The sequence below is a fragment of the Flavobacterium sangjuense genome (genome assembly GCF_004797125.1).
Lineage (GTDB): Bacteria > Bacteroidota > Bacteroidia > Flavobacteriales > Flavobacteriaceae > Flavobacterium > Flavobacterium sangjuense.
Map to the genome: position 1 here is coordinate 225,708 of NZ_CP038810.1, position 20,162 is coordinate 245,869.

17 protein-coding genes and 1 tRNA gene are annotated in these 20,162 nt (G+C 35.4%); 8 read left to right on the forward strand and 10 right to left on the reverse strand.

Annotation, left to right across the window (positions count from 1 at the left end; translation table 11 throughout):
- Positions 1–27: 27 nt before the first annotated feature.
- The 4 genes from GS03_RS00915 to xrtF are packed head-to-tail and all read right to left on the reverse strand — an operon-like array spanning position 28 to position 3,250.
- Entirely contained in the window at positions 28–1,383 is a 1,356-nt protein-coding gene (locus GS03_RS00915) for an MBL fold metallo-hydrolase RNA specificity domain-containing protein (protein WP_136150703.1), read from the reverse strand.
- Between the two features lies 1 nt (position 1,384).
- On the reverse strand, positions 1,385–2,215 hold the full coding sequence (locus GS03_RS00920; RefSeq protein WP_136150704.1) for an ATP cone domain-containing protein: 831 nt from the start codon (positions 2,213–2,215) through the stop codon (positions 1,385–1,387).
- 56 nt (positions 2,216–2,271) lie between these two features.
- Positions 2,272–2,718 carry an exosortase F system-associated membrane protein gene (locus GS03_RS00925; protein ID WP_136150705.1) on the reverse strand — a complete coding sequence of 149 codons (447 nt, stop codon included), beginning with the start codon at positions 2,716–2,718 and terminating at the stop codon, positions 2,272–2,274.
- Positions 2,693–3,250 carry an exosortase family protein XrtF gene (gene xrtF, locus GS03_RS00930; protein WP_136150706.1) on the reverse strand — a complete coding sequence of 186 codons (558 nt, stop codon included), beginning with the start codon at positions 3,248–3,250 and terminating at the stop codon, positions 2,693–2,695. The genes GS03_RS00925 and xrtF overlap by 26 nt, the downstream gene beginning before the upstream one ends.
- Before the next feature lie 70 nt (positions 3,251–3,320).
- Here xrtF and GS03_RS00935 point away from each other — a divergent pair, with 70 nt between their 5' ends.
- From GS03_RS00935 to rpe, 8 genes are all read left to right on the forward strand, one after another.
- The gene (locus GS03_RS00935; protein ID WP_136150707.1) at positions 3,321–3,776 is read left to right on the forward strand and encodes a GAF domain-containing protein; all 456 of its coding nucleotides are present in this window, start codon (positions 3,321–3,323) and stop codon (positions 3,774–3,776) included.
- 106 nt (positions 3,777–3,882) lie between these two features.
- The gene (rpsO, locus tag GS03_RS00940) at positions 3,883–4,152 is read left to right on the forward strand and encodes a 30S ribosomal protein S15 (RefSeq protein WP_136150708.1); all 270 of its coding nucleotides are present in this window, start codon (positions 3,883–3,885) and stop codon (positions 4,150–4,152) included.
- Positions 4,153–4,295: 143 nt separating this feature from the next.
- Entirely contained in the window at positions 4,296–6,440 is a 2,145-nt protein-coding gene (locus tag GS03_RS00945; RefSeq protein WP_136150709.1) for a polyribonucleotide nucleotidyltransferase, read from the forward strand.
- A gap of 160 nt (positions 6,441–6,600) precedes the next feature.
- Positions 6,601–7,278 carry a hypothetical protein gene (locus tag GS03_RS00950; RefSeq protein WP_136150710.1) on the forward strand — a complete coding sequence of 226 codons (678 nt, stop codon included), beginning with the start codon at positions 6,601–6,603 and terminating at the stop codon, positions 7,276–7,278.
- A 103-nt stretch (positions 7,279–7,381) separates the two neighbouring features.
- A complete protein-coding gene (locus GS03_RS00955; RefSeq protein WP_136150711.1) occupies positions 7,382–10,933 on the forward strand; it encodes a DUF2339 domain-containing protein in 3,552 nt (1,183 codons plus the stop codon).
- Between the two features lie 171 nt (positions 10,934–11,104).
- Positions 11,105–11,782, forward strand: a complete 678-nt coding sequence (locus tag GS03_RS00960) for a hypothetical protein (protein ID WP_136150712.1) — start codon at positions 11,105–11,107, stop codon at positions 11,780–11,782.
- A 172-nt stretch (positions 11,783–11,954) separates the two neighbouring features.
- Entirely contained in the window at positions 11,955–12,818 is an 864-nt protein-coding gene (locus tag GS03_RS00965) for a sigma-70 family RNA polymerase sigma factor (RefSeq protein ID WP_026707723.1), read from the forward strand.
- Positions 12,819–13,065: 247 nt separating this feature from the next.
- Positions 13,066–13,728 (forward strand): ribulose-phosphate 3-epimerase, encoded by a 663-nt coding sequence (gene rpe / locus GS03_RS00970; RefSeq protein WP_136150713.1) that lies wholly within the window; start codon positions 13,066–13,068, stop codon positions 13,726–13,728.
- Between the two features lie 165 nt (positions 13,729–13,893).
- On the opposite strand, the gene GS03_RS00975 is transcribed toward rpe, so the two are convergent.
- The 6 genes from GS03_RS00975 to murC all read right to left on the reverse strand — a co-directional run bounded on the left by GS03_RS00975 (position 13,894) and on the right by murC (position 20,127).
- Positions 13,894–13,967: transfer RNA gene (locus tag GS03_RS00975), tRNA-Arg, on the reverse strand.
- Between the two features lie 11 nt (positions 13,968–13,978).
- Positions 13,979–14,428, reverse strand: coding sequence for a GatB/YqeY domain-containing protein (locus GS03_RS00980; RefSeq protein ID WP_136150714.1), 450 nt, complete (start codon positions 14,426–14,428; stop codon positions 13,979–13,981).
- A gap of 136 nt (positions 14,429–14,564) precedes the next feature.
- Positions 14,565–16,535, reverse strand: a complete 1,971-nt coding sequence (gene ftsZ, locus GS03_RS00985; RefSeq protein ID WP_136150715.1) for a cell division protein FtsZ — start codon at positions 16,533–16,535, stop codon at positions 14,565–14,567.
- A 131-nt stretch (positions 16,536–16,666) separates the two neighbouring features.
- Positions 16,667–18,061, reverse strand: coding sequence for a cell division protein FtsA (ftsA, locus tag GS03_RS00990; RefSeq protein ID WP_136150716.1), 1,395 nt, complete (start codon positions 18,059–18,061; stop codon positions 16,667–16,669).
- Positions 18,062–18,067: 6 nt separating this feature from the next.
- On the reverse strand, positions 18,068–18,790 hold the full coding sequence (locus GS03_RS00995; RefSeq protein WP_136150717.1) for a cell division protein FtsQ/DivIB: 723 nt from the start codon (positions 18,788–18,790) through the stop codon (positions 18,068–18,070).
- Complete coding sequence (murC, locus tag GS03_RS01000; protein ID WP_136150718.1) at positions 18,787–20,127, reverse strand: UDP-N-acetylmuramate--L-alanine ligase; 1,341 nt, start codon at positions 20,125–20,127, stop codon at positions 18,787–18,789. Before murC ends, GS03_RS00995 begins: the two co-directional genes overlap by 4 nt.
- Positions 20,128–20,162 lie beyond the last annotated feature (35 nt).

Consider the following 20,162-nt stretch of genomic DNA (forward strand, 5'->3'; position numbering starts at 1 on the left):
GCAAAAACTTAAAATTAAATTAAAACTTTACAATTCAAACTCTTGTCCCATCAACGGAACAGCGCAATCAAAACCGTATTTTTCCTGAATTTTGATTCGCAACTCGTCTGCCGGTTGGTTTTCACCATGTACTAAAAAAACTTTTTTAGGTTTGTTTTTTAATTCTGATAACCAATTGAGCAAATCATTTTGGTCACCATGCGCTGACAATCCTTGTATTTCAAGAATTTTGGCCAAAACCGGATAATATTTCCCATGAATTTTTATTTCTGTTGCTCCTTCTAAAAGCTTTCTGCCACGCGTTCCTTCGCCTTGATAGCCAACCATAATTATTGCTGTTTCAGGCAATCCAATGTATTCTTCTAAATAACTCAAAACCCTTCCTCCGGTAACCATTCCGCTTGCTGCTATGACAACTTTTGGCCGTTTATCAAAAATTGTATCTATAGTTTCCTGATATTCTGTATTCATGGTGAATGTTTTGCACATTTCAACGCAATCATTTTCGGAAAGTTTATGCCAATTTTTATTATCTGTAAAAACATCCAAAACGTTTATTCCCATTGGAGTATCAATTACGTATGGAATATTTGGAATTCTATCTTCCTCTTTTAGCTTCCAAATCAAATACATAATGGTTTGGGCGCGTTCTACAGCGAAACTCGGAATAATAACAGTTCCACCATTTTGATACGTGTTGTTGATGTAGGTTTCTAACAGCAATTTGACGTCCTCATCAGGATGTATTCTATTACCATAAGTACTTTCTAAAAAAACATAATCCGCTTCTTTGGGTTTTACCGGCGAATACATCAGCACATCATTATCCCGACCAATATCTCCGGAAAAAACGAGCGTTTCCCCTTCTAATTTCAGCTCGATAGAACAAGCGCCAATGATGTGACCGGCGTTTCTAAAAACAGCTGATATTTCAGCATCAAGCGATACTTTCTGATTTGGTTTTATCACTCTAAATAATGGAAAAACTTCTTCGGTTTGCTCAATATTATACAACGGTTCTGCTTTTTCATGCTTGGAAAAATGCTCTTCGTTGGCTTTATTGGCTTCTTCTTCCTGAATTTTGGCGCTGTCTAACAAAATTAATTTGGTAACTGCCGCTGTTGGACTTGTGCAATATATTTTTCCTTCAAATCCTTGATTGACCAATCTTGGCAACCAACCGCAATGATCTAAATGGCCATGTGTAAGCAAAACAAAATCAATTGTGTTGGGCAAAATCGGTAATGGTTCCCAATTGAGTTCTCGTAATGGTTTTATCCCTTGAAATTGTCCGCAATCAATTAGGATTCTGAGTCCGTTACTTTCAATTAAAGTTTTTGAACCCGTTACTGTTCCTGCTCCTCCAAGAAATTTAATTTTCATATCACAAATATTTACACAGTTCTGACGCTTCTTTAGTCACGTTTTTTATTCTGATTGGACTAAGTCCGATTTTTTCAAGAACTTCAACTTTATCAATAATTTCCCTAGCCAAGATGATATCCGACACCAACAATTTATCTTTTTCGGCCAAAGTCAAAGTCGTTAAACAAGTAATCGGATACAATTGCTCATTATCAATTTTTTTTCGCAAACAAAATTTTGGTGGATAATCCCAACTCAATAATTTTAATCCGGAACAATTGGCAAAACTCATTGCATCGGTAGTAAATCGGTTATTGGTTGCAATCCAACAGCTTGAAATTTTATCGCTTTTGGAAAATATCGGATGGTTTCTGTCTTTCAAATCATTAAATCTGGAAAGTATATACATTGGGACTTTTACATCAGAATTGGTTTCGCTTCTTGGATGAAATTTGCATTCTATCATTTCGATATAATTGTTTTTTTTGATAACGACATCTATTTCGTGACTCACACATTTGCCTTGTAAAAAAAGATTGTTTTTTGTTGTATAGCCTTCAGAAATAAATAGCCGTGAAATGAATTTTTCAAAGAAAAAACCGGCTGGACCAAGCATTTGAATAGCAACTCTCAGATTATATCTCGCCGCATTGGAGTTAGAAGATTTTTTGAGTAAATTAAAAGCTAGTTTGTAGATTTTTTTGGTAGTAATACCTTCGTAAATTTGATTGTCGATAGCTTGCAGAATACCATCAACAACCAATATACTTGCACCCGATTTTAATAAAGAACTTTTAAGTTTGTCTCGATTAAACTCAACAACACTGCCAGAATGCTTTACTATTTTCATAAGACCCAAAATTAAATTTCAGCATATACTATACGAGTAAAGTTACGAAAAAATGCTTATTTTTTAATTTGCTTCTGATAATAAAATCCGGGAATGAAAAGCAAAATAAAAATCGGTTGAATCAAAAAACGTCTGATGTAAAAAAGCGTCATTTTGCTTTCTTCTCCAAAAGAAATAAGCGTAAAAATGAAACTAATCATCAAAACCGAACCCAAAATCATAAAAAGCAAGGCCGAAAATTTTACAATCTGCTTGTCTTTAAAAATCACATACAGCAGTAATAATGAAATCACTGAATTGAGATAGAACCTTATTCCCAAACTAAAAAACAATTTAAAAATGTTGATTTGTGGAAACGGCAAATGCGCGTATTCGTCTTTGAAATAATTTAAAAACGGATCGTAGAATAGCGTGTCTTCAAATACTCTGATTAAAATCAGAAGCAATATCAAAAACAATGACCAGCCTACTTTTTCTTTATTTCTTATCAACTTCTGTAGCATAGAACGAATATTTATTAATCCAAATTACCCATAACAAAAATACAACTCCATAAATCACTAATGGAAAAATTACACCGTGTAGTAAATGCTCATATTGAGGAAAATGATACAACGCAACGCACAAAAGCGCAATCCGAGCAATGTTCAAAACGTGAATCAAAAATATTCCGAAAACTATAAACAAAACCGTTTTCTTGAATTTTCCAGTGAATGCAATTACGAATGAGATGAATAAAATCATTACACTTAAAGCATTGCATCCTTCAATAATTCGGGAAATGTATTTGCCTTTATAAAACAATTTTACTGTCGGTTCCGTCTGATGCGGCATGGTGTAAGAATTGGAATCAATCCAGGACAAAACCGTTGCAGATTGATCGGCTACAGCTTGTGTAAAAAAATCCACATCAAAATCTTTGACATTATAACGACTTAGATAGCTTTGATAAATAAAGGTCAAAACCAAATAACTCAAGATAAATTTTCCAAGAAAAAGCAAGAAAGGTTTGTATTGCAGCAGCAGATTCTTCAAAATAGAATTTTTAACAAATTTATATAAAATAAAAAAAGTGCAGTCGTTACTTTTGCATAAAAAATTGAAAATGAATTTCGAAAACTTAAAACCACAAGTAATTGCATTACTTTCTGAAGCGAATGCTGAAAGAGATATCAAATTAAAAAACCTTTGCCAATTGCTTACTGACAATGTTGATTATTACAATTGGGTTGGATTTTATTTTGCCAATCATGAAAACAAAACGTTGCATCTAGGACCTTATGTTGGTGCTGAAACAGATCATATTGTCATTCCATTCGGAAAAGGAATTTGTGGGCAGGTAGCAGAATCAAACCAAAATTTTGTCGTTCCCGATGTTACTGCTCAGGATAATTATATTGCCTGCAGCTTTACCGTTAAGTCGGAAATTGTAGTACCGCTTTTTGTAAATGGAAAAAATATTGGGCAGATAGACATCGACAGTCACGTGATTGATCCTTTCACAGAAGCCGACGAACGGTTTTTAGAATTTGTAAATCAGGAAGTTGCCAAACTTTTTTAAGTTAAGGCTATCTTTTTATTTGCCTAATCGAAAAAGAAGATTATCTTTGCACACGAATTGAGAAAACCTCTATTCATACATAATAATCATTTAAATAAATATTGGAATGTATCTAAGTAAAGACACAAAAGCAGAAATCTTCGCTAAACACGGAGGAAAAGCAGAAAACACAGGATCTGCAGAAGGACAAATCGCATTGTTCACATTTAGAATCTCTCACTTAACTGAGCACTTGAAAAAAAATCGTCACGATTACAACACTGAGCGTTCGTTAGTACTTTTGGTAGGTAAAAGAAGAAGTCTTCTTGACTACTTGAAGAAAAAAGATATCAACAGATATCGTGAGATCATCAAAGAATTGAATATTAGAAAATAGTCAATAAAAAAGAGGTGCCCACGCGCCTCTTTTTATTTTTAGATTAAAAAGAAGAAAAGTTTCGGTTTTTCATTGGGTTACAAACAACTACTACAACAACTACAACACAACTAACCTAATTGTTTAAAAACGAATTAAATTTTATGATTCCAAAAGTAACCCAAGAAACAATCGATTTAGGTGATGGAAGAAGCATCACAATCGAAACAGGTAAATTAGCAAAACAGGCAGACGGTTCTGTAGTTGTACGTTGTGGAGACACTATGTTGTTAGCAACAGCCGTATCAGCAAGAACATCAAATCCTGGTGTTGACTTTTTACCTTTGACGGTAGATTACCGTGAAAAATTTGCAGCAGCAGGACGTTTTCCTGGTGGATTTTTCAAAAGAGAAGCACGTCCAAGTGACAGCGAAGTATTAACAATGCGTCTTGTTGACCGTGTTTTACGTCCGCTTTTCCCAGATGATTATCACGCTGAAACTCAAGTGATGATCCAATTAATGTCTCACGACGAAAATGTTATGCCGGATTCTTTGGCAGGATTAGCAGCTTCGGCAGCTTTAGCGGTTTCAGACATTCCATTTTACAACCTGATTTCTGAAGTACGTGTTGCACGTATCGACGGAAAGTTTGTAATCAATCCAAGTAAAGCGCAATTAGACTTATCAGATATTGATATGATGATTGGAGCTTCAATGGATTCTGTTGCGATGGTTGAAGGAGAAATGAAAGAAATCTCAGAAGCAGAAATGGTAGAGGCTATCAAATTTGCTCATGAGGCTATCAAAGTTCAAATTCAGGCGCAATTAAGATTACAGGAAGCTTTTGGTAAAAAAGAAATCCGTACGTATGAAGGTGAAGTTGAAGACGAAGCAGTTTACAAAAAAGTAAAAGCGGCTGGATATGACAAATGTTATGCAATAGCTCAGGAAGCTTCAGGTAAAAGTGAAAGAGGCGAAAAATTCGCTGCAGTAAAAGAAGAGTGCAAAGCATTATTTACTGAAGAAGAATATGCTGAAAATGCAGACTTAGCCGGTTTAGTTGGAAAATATTTCTACAAAACCAATAAAGAAGCAGTTCGTAACGTAATCCTTGAAAAAGGAATTCGTTTGGACGGAAGAAAAACTACCGAAATCAGACCAATCTGGTGTGAAACTGATTACTTACCAAGAGTTCACGGTTCTTCATTGTTTACACGTGGAGAAACTCAGGCATTGGCAACAGTAACTTTGGGAACTTCAAGAGAAGCAAACCAAATCGACTCACCATCTGAACAAGGAGAAGAAAAATTCTATTTACACTACAATTTCCCACCATTCTCAACTGGAGAAGCAAAACCTTTAAGAGGAACTTCAAGAAGAGAAGTTGGTCACGGAAACTTAGCACAACGTGCTTTGAAAAATATGATTCCAGCAGATTGTCCTTATACAATTCGTATTGTTTCTGAAGTTTTAGAATCTAACGGTTCTTCTTCTATGGCAACAGTTTGTGCCGGTACAATGGCCTTGATGGATGCAGGAGTTCAAATGGTAAAACCGGTTTCAGGTATTGCTATGGGATTGATTACAGATGGTCAAAAATTTGCGGTTCTTTCAGATATCTTAGGTGATGAAGATCATTTAGGTGACATGGACTTTAAAGTAACCGGAACAAAAGATGGAATCACAGCTTGTCAAATGGACATCAAGATTGATGGATTGCGTTATGACATTATGGAACAAGCTTTGAATCAGGCACGTGATGGACGTATGCATATATTAGGGAAATTGGTGGAAACAATTGCTACACCAAGACCTGATGTTAAAGCGTATGCTCCAAAAATCATCACCAGAACAATTCCAGGAAATTTCATTGGAGCCTTAATCGGACCTGGTGGAAAAGTGATTCAGGAATTACAAAAAGCTACGGGAACTACAATCGTTATCAACGAAGTGGATGAGCAAGGTGTTGTTGAAATCCTTGGAACTGACCCAGACGGAATTGCAGCAGTATTGGCGAAAATCGATTCTATCATTTTCAAACCTGCAGTTGGTGAAGCTTATGAAGTGAAAGTAATTAAAATGTTAGACTTTGGTGCTGTTGTAGAATATACCGCTGCTCCTGGAAACGAAGTTTTATTACACGTTTCAGAATTGGCTTGGGAAAGAACAGAAAACGTTTCTGATGTTGTAAAAATGGGTGATGTTTTCCAAGTAAAATATCTTGGTGTTGATCCAAAAACAAGAAAAGAAAAAGTGTCAAGAAAAGCACTTTTACCAAGACCTCCAAGAGAAGAGAAAAAAGAGTAATCACTTTTTTTAGTTTATAAAAAACCCCAATTCAAAATTTTGAGTTGGGGTTTTTATTTTTCATATGCTTACACAACACGCCTAAAGTTTATTATTTAAAAATAAATATGTTAAATATATATTTTGTAATTTTAATCAACTAACTATAAATATAAGTATTATGAAAAAACTTATTTTAACATTCATTTTCGGAGCAGTGGCTCTTTCCTGCTCTAGTGACTCTTCAGGCACTAGTTTGTCTGACACGCCTGATGCCAAAGCACAGTATGACGACAGTAGCTTTGGAATCTACAAAGGTGTTTTTGTAGGCTCAACAGGAACAGTTGAAGTTAATGTTTACAATAGTGGCGAAGCAGTTGCTACTTTAACAATTAATGGTTCTTCAAAAACGTATACAGCAGCCGAAAAGGTTGCCGAAGATTTTGCCATTACAGGATTGACATTTGTAAATGGGAGCAACTCTTTTGATTTTAACGTAAATGGAAATGGAACTTCTCCATCAGTCAGCAGTATAAATATCAGTGGACACGCTAATGCCAAAATTGATGTTATAAAAGAACTTTCCAATAGCCTAGTAAAATGTTATTTAGGTTCCTTTAACGGAGACAGTTCCGGAACGTTCAATATAATAATACAAGGAAGTTTCCTTTATGGCTTGGCTAAACCAAGCGACGATGATAGCTCTTTATTTTTAGATGGTGATATAACCGGAAATAACATTCTCGGTGAATTTGATAACGGAGCTTTTGTTGGTACCGTCGATGGAAACCGTATTAGCGGAACTTGGACCAATACTCTTTCAGAATCAGGAAGCTGGTCAGGAAATCGAAAACTTTAAAGGACTACCCTTTTTTATTTAACCCCAATTCAAAATTTTGAATTGGGGTTTTTGATTTCTAATACCTAGAATAGTTATATTTGAAATAATCAAACCAAAAACCATGTCTTTCATCCTTTTCGTATTTGCCATTTGCATCGTTATACTTTTCATCAAATTATCGAATTTAAAAGATGAAACCAGTTTCTTAAAAAACATTCTAAAAAGACATGGTGAAGAAAATGATTCACTCAAAAAAGAAATTGAAGCCATCAAAAATAGTATTGAAGGAAAAACTATTCAGACAGAAAAAATAATTTCGCCAATAGCAGAAGAAGCTAAACCTATTGTAGAACCTATAGAAGAGATTGTTGAAGAGACCAAACCATACTTCACCCCTATTGCCGACGCCGATTTACCAGAGGAAGAACAGTCAATTGAAATCCCAATTTTAAATTACGAAAGTCATCCGCTTCCTGTTTATGATAAACCAAAAGCGGAAAAAGCATACGAAGAAAGTGCCTTTTCAATATTTTTAAAGAAAGCCGAAAAACAATTTGCTGACAATTGGACCGGAATTTTGGGAACAGCGATTATGGTTCTTGGTATTGGATATTTGAGCATTTATACTGCGCTGAAAGTTTCACCGCTTTTTAGAATTTTGATATTATGGGCTTATGCCGGATTGCTGATTGGTTCTTATTATATTTTAAAGAAAAAGGAAAAATGGGAGAAAACAGGATTATGGCTTCGAAGTGCCGGCGCGAGTTTGTTCTTGTTTGGTTGTTTTGGTGCGTCTCAAATTCCCGCGCTTTCATTTATAACCAATGATGTTGCAGGTTATTCTTTAATTGGAATTGGAATTGGACTCAATTTATTCATTGGATACATAATACGGCAACAGACATTTCTATCGTTGCATGTTATTTTGAGCATGTTAATTTTATGTGTTATTCCCGAAAAGGTTTTGGCTACTTTTCTTTTAGCAGCCATAACAAGCGCCATTGGAATAGTTCTTTCCTATAAAGAAAAATGGGAGTATCACCTACTTGTGGTTATTATCGCTTTTATCATTTTTGACATTTGGTTCAACGCTCAGGGAACGGCTTTAACTGCTGCCGAAAATATATTTGCCATAATCGGAATCATAACCGTTGCGGCAAGCTGTATGTTTATGCAATACCGAAGCGTTTATGAAAACACGCGTTTTGACAAAGCCGCTTTTATTACACATTTAACCAACTGGATTTTGTTTGCAACCGGCTTGATTTTACATTCAACCGGAAGTCATTTTAAGACTTTTGTTCTCTTTGGCGGAGCTGTTATTTGCTTCTTTATGGCATTGAAAGCACGAAAGAAAAATGTTTTCTGGTTGTATCATTTAGACGGAATGGTTTCGTTTGTTTTGTGTGCGTTGAGCAGCATTATGTTAGTTGATTGGAGCATAGGCGTTGATATTATTGCCTGTGTTTTATATATTCTTACGGTAGTTTGCTTATTTGTGGTTTACAAAGAAAAAGAAGTTTTGCTGCATAAAATTTTCCTTGGAATTAATCATGTTGTTGCTGTTGGATTGGTTTTCTTTTTGGCATTATTAAACAGCTATTCAATAGAAGCTGCCTATGTTACAAACGCAACATTATCTATTTCGATTATTTCAATTACTGCTTTGCTTGTTACTGTTTACTCTAATATTAAAAAAGAATATATAGATGTCGATACCTTTTACTTAGACAAAACATTGAGCTTAAACGGATTGTTCTCGATAATCTCTTTTGCCATTTTGTTTTTAAATTGTAATAATAAGTTGCCAAATAATACTTTCTACTATCTTGTCATTTTTACAGCATTGCTTTGGTGCTTTTTGAGAAAAAAGTTCGAATCAAATACGTTTGACATTGGACGAATAATCTTTTTCGTTTCAAGTATTATAGTCGGAATTATTTTAATTGCAACCCAAAAAGAAACCTATTCCGATTGGACTTTTGCTTTGGGATTATCTGTAGTCATAGCTTTTAACTGGACTGAAAAACAATTTTACGAAGACATGGTTGCCATCCGATTTATTTCTATAGTAGGAATGAACGCTTTATTACTATTTGTTTCTTATAAATATTTACTCGATCACGAAATCGTCTATACGTTTACTTTGTTAGTGTTTGCCATTTTGAATCACGAATTTTTATGGTTTAATTTCAAAAGGAAATCACTTATAGCGGATAATCAAATTATGCTTTATGTAGCGTATTTTTTCTTTGTTATCACCGCAAGTATATTGCTCTTATTCAATAGCCCTTACTTAACCAATCCGGAAATTGGATTAAGCTGTTTGGGAATTTCGGTTGTTGAAACTTATGTATTGTTTGCCAAAAGAATAAAAAGCAAATCCGACGAAACTATTATTGGCTGGGGGAATTTCAATTTGCTGAATTCAGAGTTTTTGATTTTTAACGCTTTAGTTTTTGGCTTTTCTTGTCTGCAAATTGAATTTACCGCCATTTATTTAACTGCAATCGCTGTGCTAATGTTCATCGGATTTCAAAAGCTGGAAGAATTCAAACGTTATAATAATTATTCGTTTTTACTGCTAATTGGAAGCATTGTTTTGACAATCTATATTGCTATTGATAAGGTTGACTTAGTTAATAAAAATATGCTTTATATAACACAGGTTATAAGCATTTTGGTTTCTATAGTTTATGGCTATTTACAGTCCAAACCTCAGGATAAAAAAGGTAAAAAGTTCAGTATTGCATTGCCTTATGTTCAAAATGCTTGGATAATAATTTTACTCTTTATCCAAGTTCAATTAAGTTATTTGCCATTATTATTTATGATTTTGGCCTTAATCAATTTTTGGCTGGTTGCTGCTGAAAAAATCAAGATCAAATTCCATTTTGCACCAAAGGTTGCCCTATTAGCCATTATAATTTCCGTTTATTACAGCCTTGACAAATTGAATAATTTCGGTTGGTTAGATTGGATTTTACAACTTGGAAGCGTTATTTTAGGATTGGTATTAGTCATTCTTTTAAACAAAAAAGAAACTATAGATTCATTGAAATCAAACTACCAAATTGTATTAAATGTTTGGTTGTCTATCATCATGTTTTCGCAATTGGAACACAAATGGCTGCCAATATACTGGGCTTCGATTGCCATTGTAAATCTGTATTTATATCACAAAAAAATCAGCAAGGAAAAGAACATCAGCATCGTTTATTATTTGTTAGCCAATTTGCATTTGGGCTTTTTGAGTTTTAATTTTTATGAATCAAAATTCCTGGCGGTTTATATTTTAATATTTTCGCTTTTGGCGGTTTATATTTATTTGGCTTACAAATGGCTCGAAGAATATAAACTCAAAAACAGTTTGCTGATTTATCCGGCAACACTAAGTATTGGCTTTTTCTTATATTTAACTTTCGATAAAGGAATTCTAACTTTCTTCTGGATTTTAGAAGCATTAGGATTATTGATTTTAGGGATTTTGCTAAAAGAGAAATACTTTAGATATGTTTCACTTTCATTGGTTGGATTGTGCGTCGTTCGTTTAATGTTCTTCGATTTATCAAATACTGATTTTCTAATCAGAGCCTTGGTCTTACTCGGTGTTGGAGTGGTTCTAATTATAATGAACAGTTTATTCAAAAAATACAAAGACCGATTTGATTAAAAAACAAACCCCAATTCAAGATTTTGAGTTGGGGTTTTTTATTCCTGAACAGAATATAAAATATCGTCTTACTATTAAACGATTTTTTTGACTTTTAAACGGCATTGATAATTATTTTGAATAAAAAATAAATATCTTTAAGTTAACTAACCCAATTAAAACCAATTTATTATGAAAAAATTATTTTTTATCCTTTTCGTGGGAGTATTTACATTTTCGTGTTCAAGTGACGATTCTTCCGGACCAGCATTATCAGACACACCACAAGCCAAAGTAGAATTTGACAACAGTAATTTTGGTATCTATAAAGGTGTATTTATAGGTTCATCAGGAACCGTTCTGATTAATATTAATAATGACGGATTTTTGGAGGCAATTTTAAAAATTGGTGGATCTACTTCAATCTATACTTCGACCGAAACTGCTACTTTAAATTCTGCTATGGCAGGATTGACATTCACCAATGGAAGTAATTCTTTCGATTTTAGCGTCACTGCTAATGGCGGAGACCCGACAGTCAGCAATATAAGCATAAGCGGACACCCTAATGCCACAATAAAAGTGCTAAAAGAATTTCATAACGTTTTAGCCAAAGTATATTTAGGTAGTTATAGCGGTGACGATTCAGGCACATTCAATGTCGTTATAGTGGACGATGTTATTAATGGGTGTGCGGGGTCAAGTGAAAGTGGTACCGTTAATGTAAATGGCTCATACATAGGCACTTCTTTAACAGGGACATTTGAGGGTGGCGGCTTCTCCGGAACAAGTAGCGGTAATCGCATAAGTGGATCTTGGGTAAACGATCTTGGTGAAAGCGGCAGCTGGTCAGGTACAAGAAAGTTATAATTTTATAAATCACTCATAATAATAATAAATCTACTTCAAGCTTGAAGTAGATTTTTTTATGTTATTTCCTTGTCTGATTATAGATAAATTTAAAAAATGTTATTAAATTGTAACTTTTTTAAAATTGTAACGTACAACCACTTGAACACTTTAAAGTAAAGGAGACAAATTAATGAGACAGCTCAAAATCACCAAGCAGGTAACTAATCGTGAAACTGCTTCCCTAGACAAGTACCTACAAGAAATTGGAAAAGTTGACTTAATTACTGCAGATGAAGAAGTAGAGTTAGCACAAAAGATTAAAGCCGGAGATCAAAGAGCGTTAGAAAAATTGACAAAAGCCAATTTACGTTTCGTGGTTTCTGTTGCTAAACAATACCAAAATCAAGGTTTGACGCTTCCCGATTTGATTAACGAAGGAAATTTAGGTTTGATTAAAGCGGCACAACGTTTTGATGAAACTCGTGGTTTCAAATTCATTTCATATGCCGTTTGGTGGATTCGTCAATCTATTCTTCAGGCTTTAGCAGAACAATCTCGTATCGTTCGATTGCCTTTGAATAAAATTGGTTCTATCAATAAAATCAACAAGATGTACGCTTTGTTAGAGCAATCTAACGAACGTCCGCCAAGTGCTGAAGAAATTGCAAAAGAACTTGATATGACTGTAAATGATGTAAAAGAGTCTATGAAAAACTCTGGTCGTCATTTGTCAATGGATGCACCTCTTGTAGAAGGAGAAGATTCTAACCTTTATGACGTTTTACGTTCTGGTGAATCTCCAAACCCGGATAGAGAATTAATACACGAATCATTGCGTACCGAAATTGAGCGTTCTTTAGAAACATTAACACCAAGAGAAGCAGATGTTGTACGTTTGTACTTTGGTTTAGGTGACCAACATCCAATGACTTTAGAAGAAATTGGAGAAACTTTCGATTTAACTCGTGAGCGTGTTCGTCAAATTAAAGAAAAAGCAATCCGTAGATTAAAACATACTTCCAGAAGTAAAATATTAAAAACATATTTAGGTTAATCCTAATAACGACAACAACAGTCTGATTAACTGTTCGTTTTTTGATTGATGATTGAAACTCCGGCTGATTACCGGAGTTTTACTTTTTATGTCATTGCGAAGAACGAAGCAATCTCATCACCTGTTTTGGGCGTGCCCCTTTGGGTCAGGCTTTCTGCAGTGCATGGCACTGCTGCCAATCCTTCACGCAATCTCCGGTAAAACGGAAACTTTTTCTATCTTTGCACCAACAACACAAAACTACAAAATGAAGAATACTATTATTGCACCTTCTGTTCTTGCTGCTGATTTTGCCAATCTGCAACGCGATATCGAAATGATTAATGCAAGCCAAGCCGACTGGTTTCATATTGATATTATGGATGGTGTTTTTGTTCCGAATATTTCGTTCGGAATGCCAGTTCTAGAAGCAATAACAAAGCATGCAAAAAAAACCATCGATGTCCATTTGATGATTGTTGATCCTGACAGATACATCAAGACTTTTGCGGCATTAGGTTCAAATGTTTTAACAGTTCACTACGAAGCCTGCACGCATTTACACAGAACTTTACAAGCAATAAAAGCAGAAGGCATGAAAGCCGGTGTCGCGCTTAATCCCCATACCAGTATTGATTTATTAGAAGACGTGATAAATGATATTGATATGGTTTGCATAATGAGCGTTAATCCTGGTTTTGGTGGGCAATCTTTTATTGAAAATACCTATTCCAAAATTGAAAAACTAAAAGCATTGATCAATAGAAAAAACGCTTCAACATTAATTGAAATTGATGGTGGCGTTACCGATAAAAATGCTGCCCAATTGGTAAAAGCCGGTGCAGATGTACTTGTGGCTGGGAATTTTGTTTTTAAAGCTGCAAATCCAACACAAACGATTAGTGATTTAAAGCAGTTGACAAGTTTCTAATCCGAAAAATAATTAAATAAATAAGCCAGAATTTCTTCTGGCTTATTTATGTGACCCCGGCAGGGTTGACTCCGTCTTCCCTGACAAAGCTCCGCTTTGAAAATAAGAAAGTAAAGAAAATGCTCAAATGAGTTTGGACATTTTCTTTACTCTCTTGTTTATTCGTGACCCCGGCAGGGTTCGAACCTGCAACCATCAGAGCCGAAATCTGATATTCTATCCAGTTGAACTACGGAGCCTTTTTAGATTGTTATACTAAAAGTTTTTTAACGATAGTCGAAATGGTTTTCCCTTCTGCACTTCCACCAATTTGCGCTGAAGCCAATCCCATAACTTTTCCCATTGAAGCAATTCCGGATGCTCCGGTTTCTGCAATGATTTTAGCAATGACTGCTTCAACTTCTGCTTCTGAAAGTTGGGCCGGAAGGAATTTTTCGATTACGGCAATTTGTGCCAATTCAGGTTCTGCTAAATCAGGACGATTTTGTGTAGTGAAAATCGAAGCGCTGTCTTTACGCATCTTTACCAATTTCTGTAATATTTTGATTTCGTCAGCTTCTGTAATTTCTTCTTTAGAACCTGTAGCGGTTTGCGCTAATAAAAGTTCTGATTTGATGGCTCTCAATGCTTCTAACGCAACGGTGTCTTTGGCACGCATTGCATTTTTCATTTCGTCCATTATTTTGGTTGATAAACTCATATTCCGGATTTTTAGATTATTAGACTTCTTATATTTTTAGATGAATTTGCTTCCCTAAAAAGTTTCGCGAAGTTAAAAAAAATAACCCGAAAATCATAAAGACTTTCGGGCTAAAGATCAAGGGGTTATCTGTAGACTAGTCTACATTATCGTGCAAGAATGAGTTGTTTGAACGCAACTGTGTATCATCGTTGCTATCTGTTCCTATCGACATTCTTGAGTTTGTATCAGCTTGAGTATTATTTGACAGATCTACTCCATTACGTTTGTATGCCGGTTCTTTTTCCATTTCCTCAATTTTTGAAGGGTTGTTATGGAATTTATAATTGAACTCTTTTAATTTTTTTCTTCTATCGTCAGCTCTGTGTTTCAAAGTTTCTTCGATAGTCATTTCAACTGGTGAAATGTCTTCAAAATGACTTACAATGGCACTTGGCTTTTCAGTAGTTTCTACTTTCATTGTAATGTTTAACTCTTCTGCAACTGGCTCTTCAACTACAGCTGTAGCAGCTGGTTTTGAATTCAACAAGTCGTTTTCCAACTCCATGTATTCTTCCAAAGAATATTTGATTACACCTTCTTCGTTTAGTTCCGTCATCGGCACAAATTGTACCGGCTCGTTTACCACAATTTCATTTACTGATTCAGACGATAAATCGAAAACAATTTTGCTTTCTTCAACCGCTTCGATTGGCTTCACTTCTTCAACTCTTTCGAATGTTGGCATTGCCGGCATATCAAAAGTAAAAGTGATTTGCTCTTCTTCTTTTTCAATCGTTTCCGGCTCGATAACTTTCATTTCCTTAACTTCAGGAGTAGTTACTTTGAAATCGATATCATTTATTGGCGAAACAATTTCAAAAGTTACATCCAGATTTCTGATGAAATGATTCATAGCAATCAATTCGTTTTCGTCGATAACAGCTTCAACAGTAGCAGGCGTCTCAATTTCGTCTTCGATTAATTCAAAAACAATTTTTTCTTCCTTCACTTCTGTTACCGGAGTATCAATCGCCTGAAAAACTTCAACTGATTTCTGAGTTAAATCACGCTCTAATTTATGTTCGCCATCTAATGAGTGAATAATTTTCTTTGCTTCGGTATTTACAATTCCGTTTTGCTGCTCCACATTAAAACCTGTAGCAATAATAGTAACTGCAATAGCTTCACCTAAAGTTTCATCCTCACCGACACCCATGATAATATTAGCATTGTGTCCGGCTTCTGATTGAATATGGTCATTGATTTCTCCAATTTCGTCAATAGTAATTTCGCTAGAACCCGAAACGATAAGCAACAATACGTTTTTGGCACCCGAAATTTTATTATCATTCAATAAAGGAGAATCTAAAGCAGAAATAATGGCTTCTTTTGCACGGTTATCACCAGCAGCAGTAGAAGAACCCATAATGGCTGTTCCGCTGTTTGACAAAACTGTTTTGGCGTCTTTTAAATCGATGTTTTGCGTGTAGTGGTGCGTAATTACTTCCGCAATTCCGCGAGAAGCTGTAGCCAACACTTCGTCAGCTTTAGAGAATCCTGCTTTGAAACCAAGATTTCCATATACTTCTCTCAATTTATTGTTATTGATAACAATCAAAGAATCTACTTGTTTTCTTAACTTTTCAACACCTAACAGCGCTTGCTCAGAACGCACTTTACCTTCAAACTGGAAAGGAATAGTTACGATTCCAACAGTAAGAATGTCTCTTTCTTTAGCCAATTGAGCGATTACAGGTGCAGCACCGGTTCCGGTTCCACCACCCATTCCTGCTGTTATGAATACCATTTTAGTATTGGTATCCAACATTTTTTCAATGTCGCCAATACTTTCGATGGCTGATTGTTGACCAACATCAGGATTTGCTCCTGCACCAAGTCCTTCAGTAAGGTTTACACCTAATTGAATTTTATTTGGCACCGGACTGTTTTGAAGTGCTTGTGAGTCTGTGTTACATACAATGAAATCTACGCCTTTGATTCCCTGCTGGAACATGTGATTGATAGCGTTGCTTCCGCCGCCACCAACTCCGATTACTTTAATCACATTTGATTGATTTTTTGGTAAATCAAATGAGATGTTTCCAAATTCTGAGTTGCTTATCATACTATTTTGGTATTAGGTATTATATTTTGTATTCTGTTTTGTCTTTTTCAATGCTTTGTACTTGAGGCTTCGTTCGTTTCGCTAAAGCGAAATTACCTGAAGCCCACTGGGCTTCCTCCTCTATATATCATTTATTCAGCGTTATCTAAAAAGTCCTTAATTTTTTCAACATAACGGTCAAAAAATGATCTTTTTATTTTATTTTCAGTTGTTTCAGTTTCAAGGTTGATTTCTTCTTCGATTGCATCAGATACATTCTCAACTTTTTCTTCTACTACCTGAGCCTGAGCTACAGGTTGAAAAGCTACTTGTCTTGGTGCTTCGACTGCAACTTCTTTTAGTTCAATTTTATAAGCACTGTTCGAATTGTTTTCAATGCTGTTCATTACCAATCCAACTGCTGTTGCAAATAATGGACTTGAAATCTCTTCACTTGAATTTCCTGCCAAATGCTCGTTTGGATAGCCAATTCTGGTGTCCATTCCCGTAATGTATTCAACCAATTGCTTGATGTGCTTCAATTGTGAACCACCACCAGTCAATACAATTCCGGCAATCAGTTTCTTGCGTGGATCTTCATGTCCGTAAGCTTTGATTTCGGTGAAAACCTGCTCAATAATTTCAACAACTCTTGCATGAATTATTTTAGACAAGTTTTTCAAAGAAATTTCTTTTGGATCTCTTCCTCTTAGTCCCGGAATCGAAACAATTTCATTGTCTTTATTTTCACCTGGCCACGCTGAACCAAATTTTGTCTTTAATAATTCAGCTTGTTTTTCAATGATTGAACAACCTTCCTTTATGTCATCTGTAATTACATTTCCACCAAAAGGAACTACTGCCGTGTGACGAATGATTCCATCTTTAAAAATGGCTAAATCCGTTGTTCCACCACCAATATCAATTAATGCAACACCGGCTTCTTTTTCTTCCTGACTCAAAACTGCATCAGCCGAAGCCAATGGCTCTAATGTCAATCCGGATAATTCTATTCCAGAACTTTGGATACATCTTCCCACATTTCTGATAGATGATGCCTGACCGACTACTACGTGAAAGCTTGCTTCCAGTCTTCCTCCGTACATTCCGATTGGTTCTTTGATTTCAGATTGTCCATCAATTTTGAATTCCTGTGGCAATACGTGGATAATTTCTTCTCCAGGAAGCATCGCTAATTTATTCACCTGATCAATCAACAACTGAATATCTCTTCCGCTGATTACTTCTTCAGGGTTTGTTCTGATTACATAATCCGTATGTTGAATGCTGCGAATGTGTTGTCCGGCAATACCAACAACCACATCGTTAATTTTATATCCTGAATTTGCTTCTGCTTCAATAACTGCCTGCTGAATAGATTGGATGGTTTGGGTAATGTTATTTACAACACCACGAGCCACACCAAGACTTTTGGATTTTCCAACACCCAAAATCTCTAACTTCCCATACTCATTTTTCTTGCCAATCATGGCAACAATCTTGGTTGTTCCAATGTCTAATCCGACTGCAATATTCTCTTTTTCCATAATCTTCTATTTAATGCACACAACTTGCTTGGTAAACTTCAGGTTAATCCTTTTGTATTTATTCAAAGTGCTGTCTGAAACTGCCTTCTGAAAAAACGCTTTATAATTTTTAAATTTCTTTTCAATGTTAATAGTTCGTCCAAAATCAATTTGAAAATCATAATTTCTATTGGCCATAATAAGGCTGCCGTTAGGCAAAACCTGCACACCAATGATATTTTTTTTCAAAAACTCATCTTCATTAATCATCCTTAAAACTTCAGATAATTTTTCTTTTTTTACTACTGTAATTTCCCCCGATAGTAGCGGAACTCTGGCTGTATAATTATCTGATAACGGCATTCTATTTCCTTCATAATCAATATAAAAAGAACCCGACTCGTCAAACACTCTTCCTACTGGTGTTTTTTGTTTCACCACCGCTTTTAAAACACCATCAACACTGACAAACACATCCGCTTTTTGGATCATTTGCTGTTTGTTGATAGAAGCTTCCAATTTCTTCAAATCTAAATCAACTTTATTGATTGTTTTTAGGTCTTGATTTTTTTCTATTAACAATTTATTAACCATTTCAGGCTTCAAAAAAAGTGTGTTTTCACCCACAAAAACGACTTCAGTTTTCTTTACTTTTCGCATGGCATTTCTATGCGAAGTGAACGAAAACAGGGCGATTATAGCTATAATCATCAACACTAATCGAATATTTGTCCAAGTGAAAATTTTCATAATAATGCTTGTTTAATTTTCGGAACTAATTCACCAATATCTCCGGCGCCAATTGTTACAATTATTTTAGCGTCACTTTTTAAAATTGACGGAATTAAATCGGTTTTTGAAATCAATTTTTTCTTCGGATTATCTATTTTGGAAAGCAGCCAAGCTGACGTAATTCCTTCCATTGGTAATTCGCGTGCCGGATAAATATCTAACAACAAAATTTCATCGAATTGCGATAAGCTTTTGGCAAAATCATCGGCAAAATCTTTGGTTCTGCTAAACAAATGCGGTTGGAAAATTGCCAGAACTTTTTCGTTTGGATACAATTCGCGAACTGCCTGATGCACCGCATTAATTTCGGTTGGATGATGTGCATAATCATCAATATAAACGAGATTTTCATTCTTAATCTGATACGAAAACCGGCGTTGGATTCCTTTAAATGAAGCCATAGCTTTAGCAATGGTTTTGGTTGGGGAACCAAAAGTTTTAGCCATTGCTAAAGCCATCATGGCATTCATCAAATTATGTCTTCCGGGTAAACCGAACTGTATATTTTCGATAGTTTCGGATGGCGTTTGCACATCAAAAACATAATAACCATTTTCAATTCTGATGTTAAATGCCTTGAAAGTTGCATCTTCATCAATTCCGACGGTAAATCCTTCTAATGGCAACCCTTTTGGAACAAATATTTTAGTTTTGTCTTCTACTTTATCGGCAAATTCTCTGAAAGAATCTTCAATCGCATTTTTATCACCATAAATATCCAAATGGTCGGCATCCATTGAAGTTACACAAGCAATATTGGGATGCAGATGCAGGAACGAACGATCGAATTCATCGGCTTCGACCACGGTTACTGTTTTACCATTTCCAATTAAATTGGAGTGATAGTTTTCTACAATACCACCTATAAAAGCTGTAACATCCGCACCACTTTCATACAAAAGATGACCCAGTATACTCGATGTTGTTGTCTTTCCGTGCGTTCCTGCAACGGCAAAACAAAAGGTGTCTTTGGTAATGATTCCTAAAACTTCCGCACGCTTTTTTACCGTATACTCTCTTTCGATAAAATAATTCCATTCCGAATGTGAAATGGGAACGGCCGGAGTGATAATAACCAAAGTGTTTTCAACGTAATAATCGGTTGGAATCAAGCTGATGTTGTCTTCAAAATGAATCGACATTCCGCCAGCAATCAGTTCATCCGTAAGCATGGTCGGAGTCTTGTCGTAACCCGAAACGTTTTTCCCAATGTTTTGGAAATAACGAGCCAAAGCACTCATTCCGATGCCACCGATTCCGATGAAATAGACGTTATGTATTTGGTTTAGATTCATTTTAAAGGCGCTAAGGTTCTGAGCAACTAAGGCTC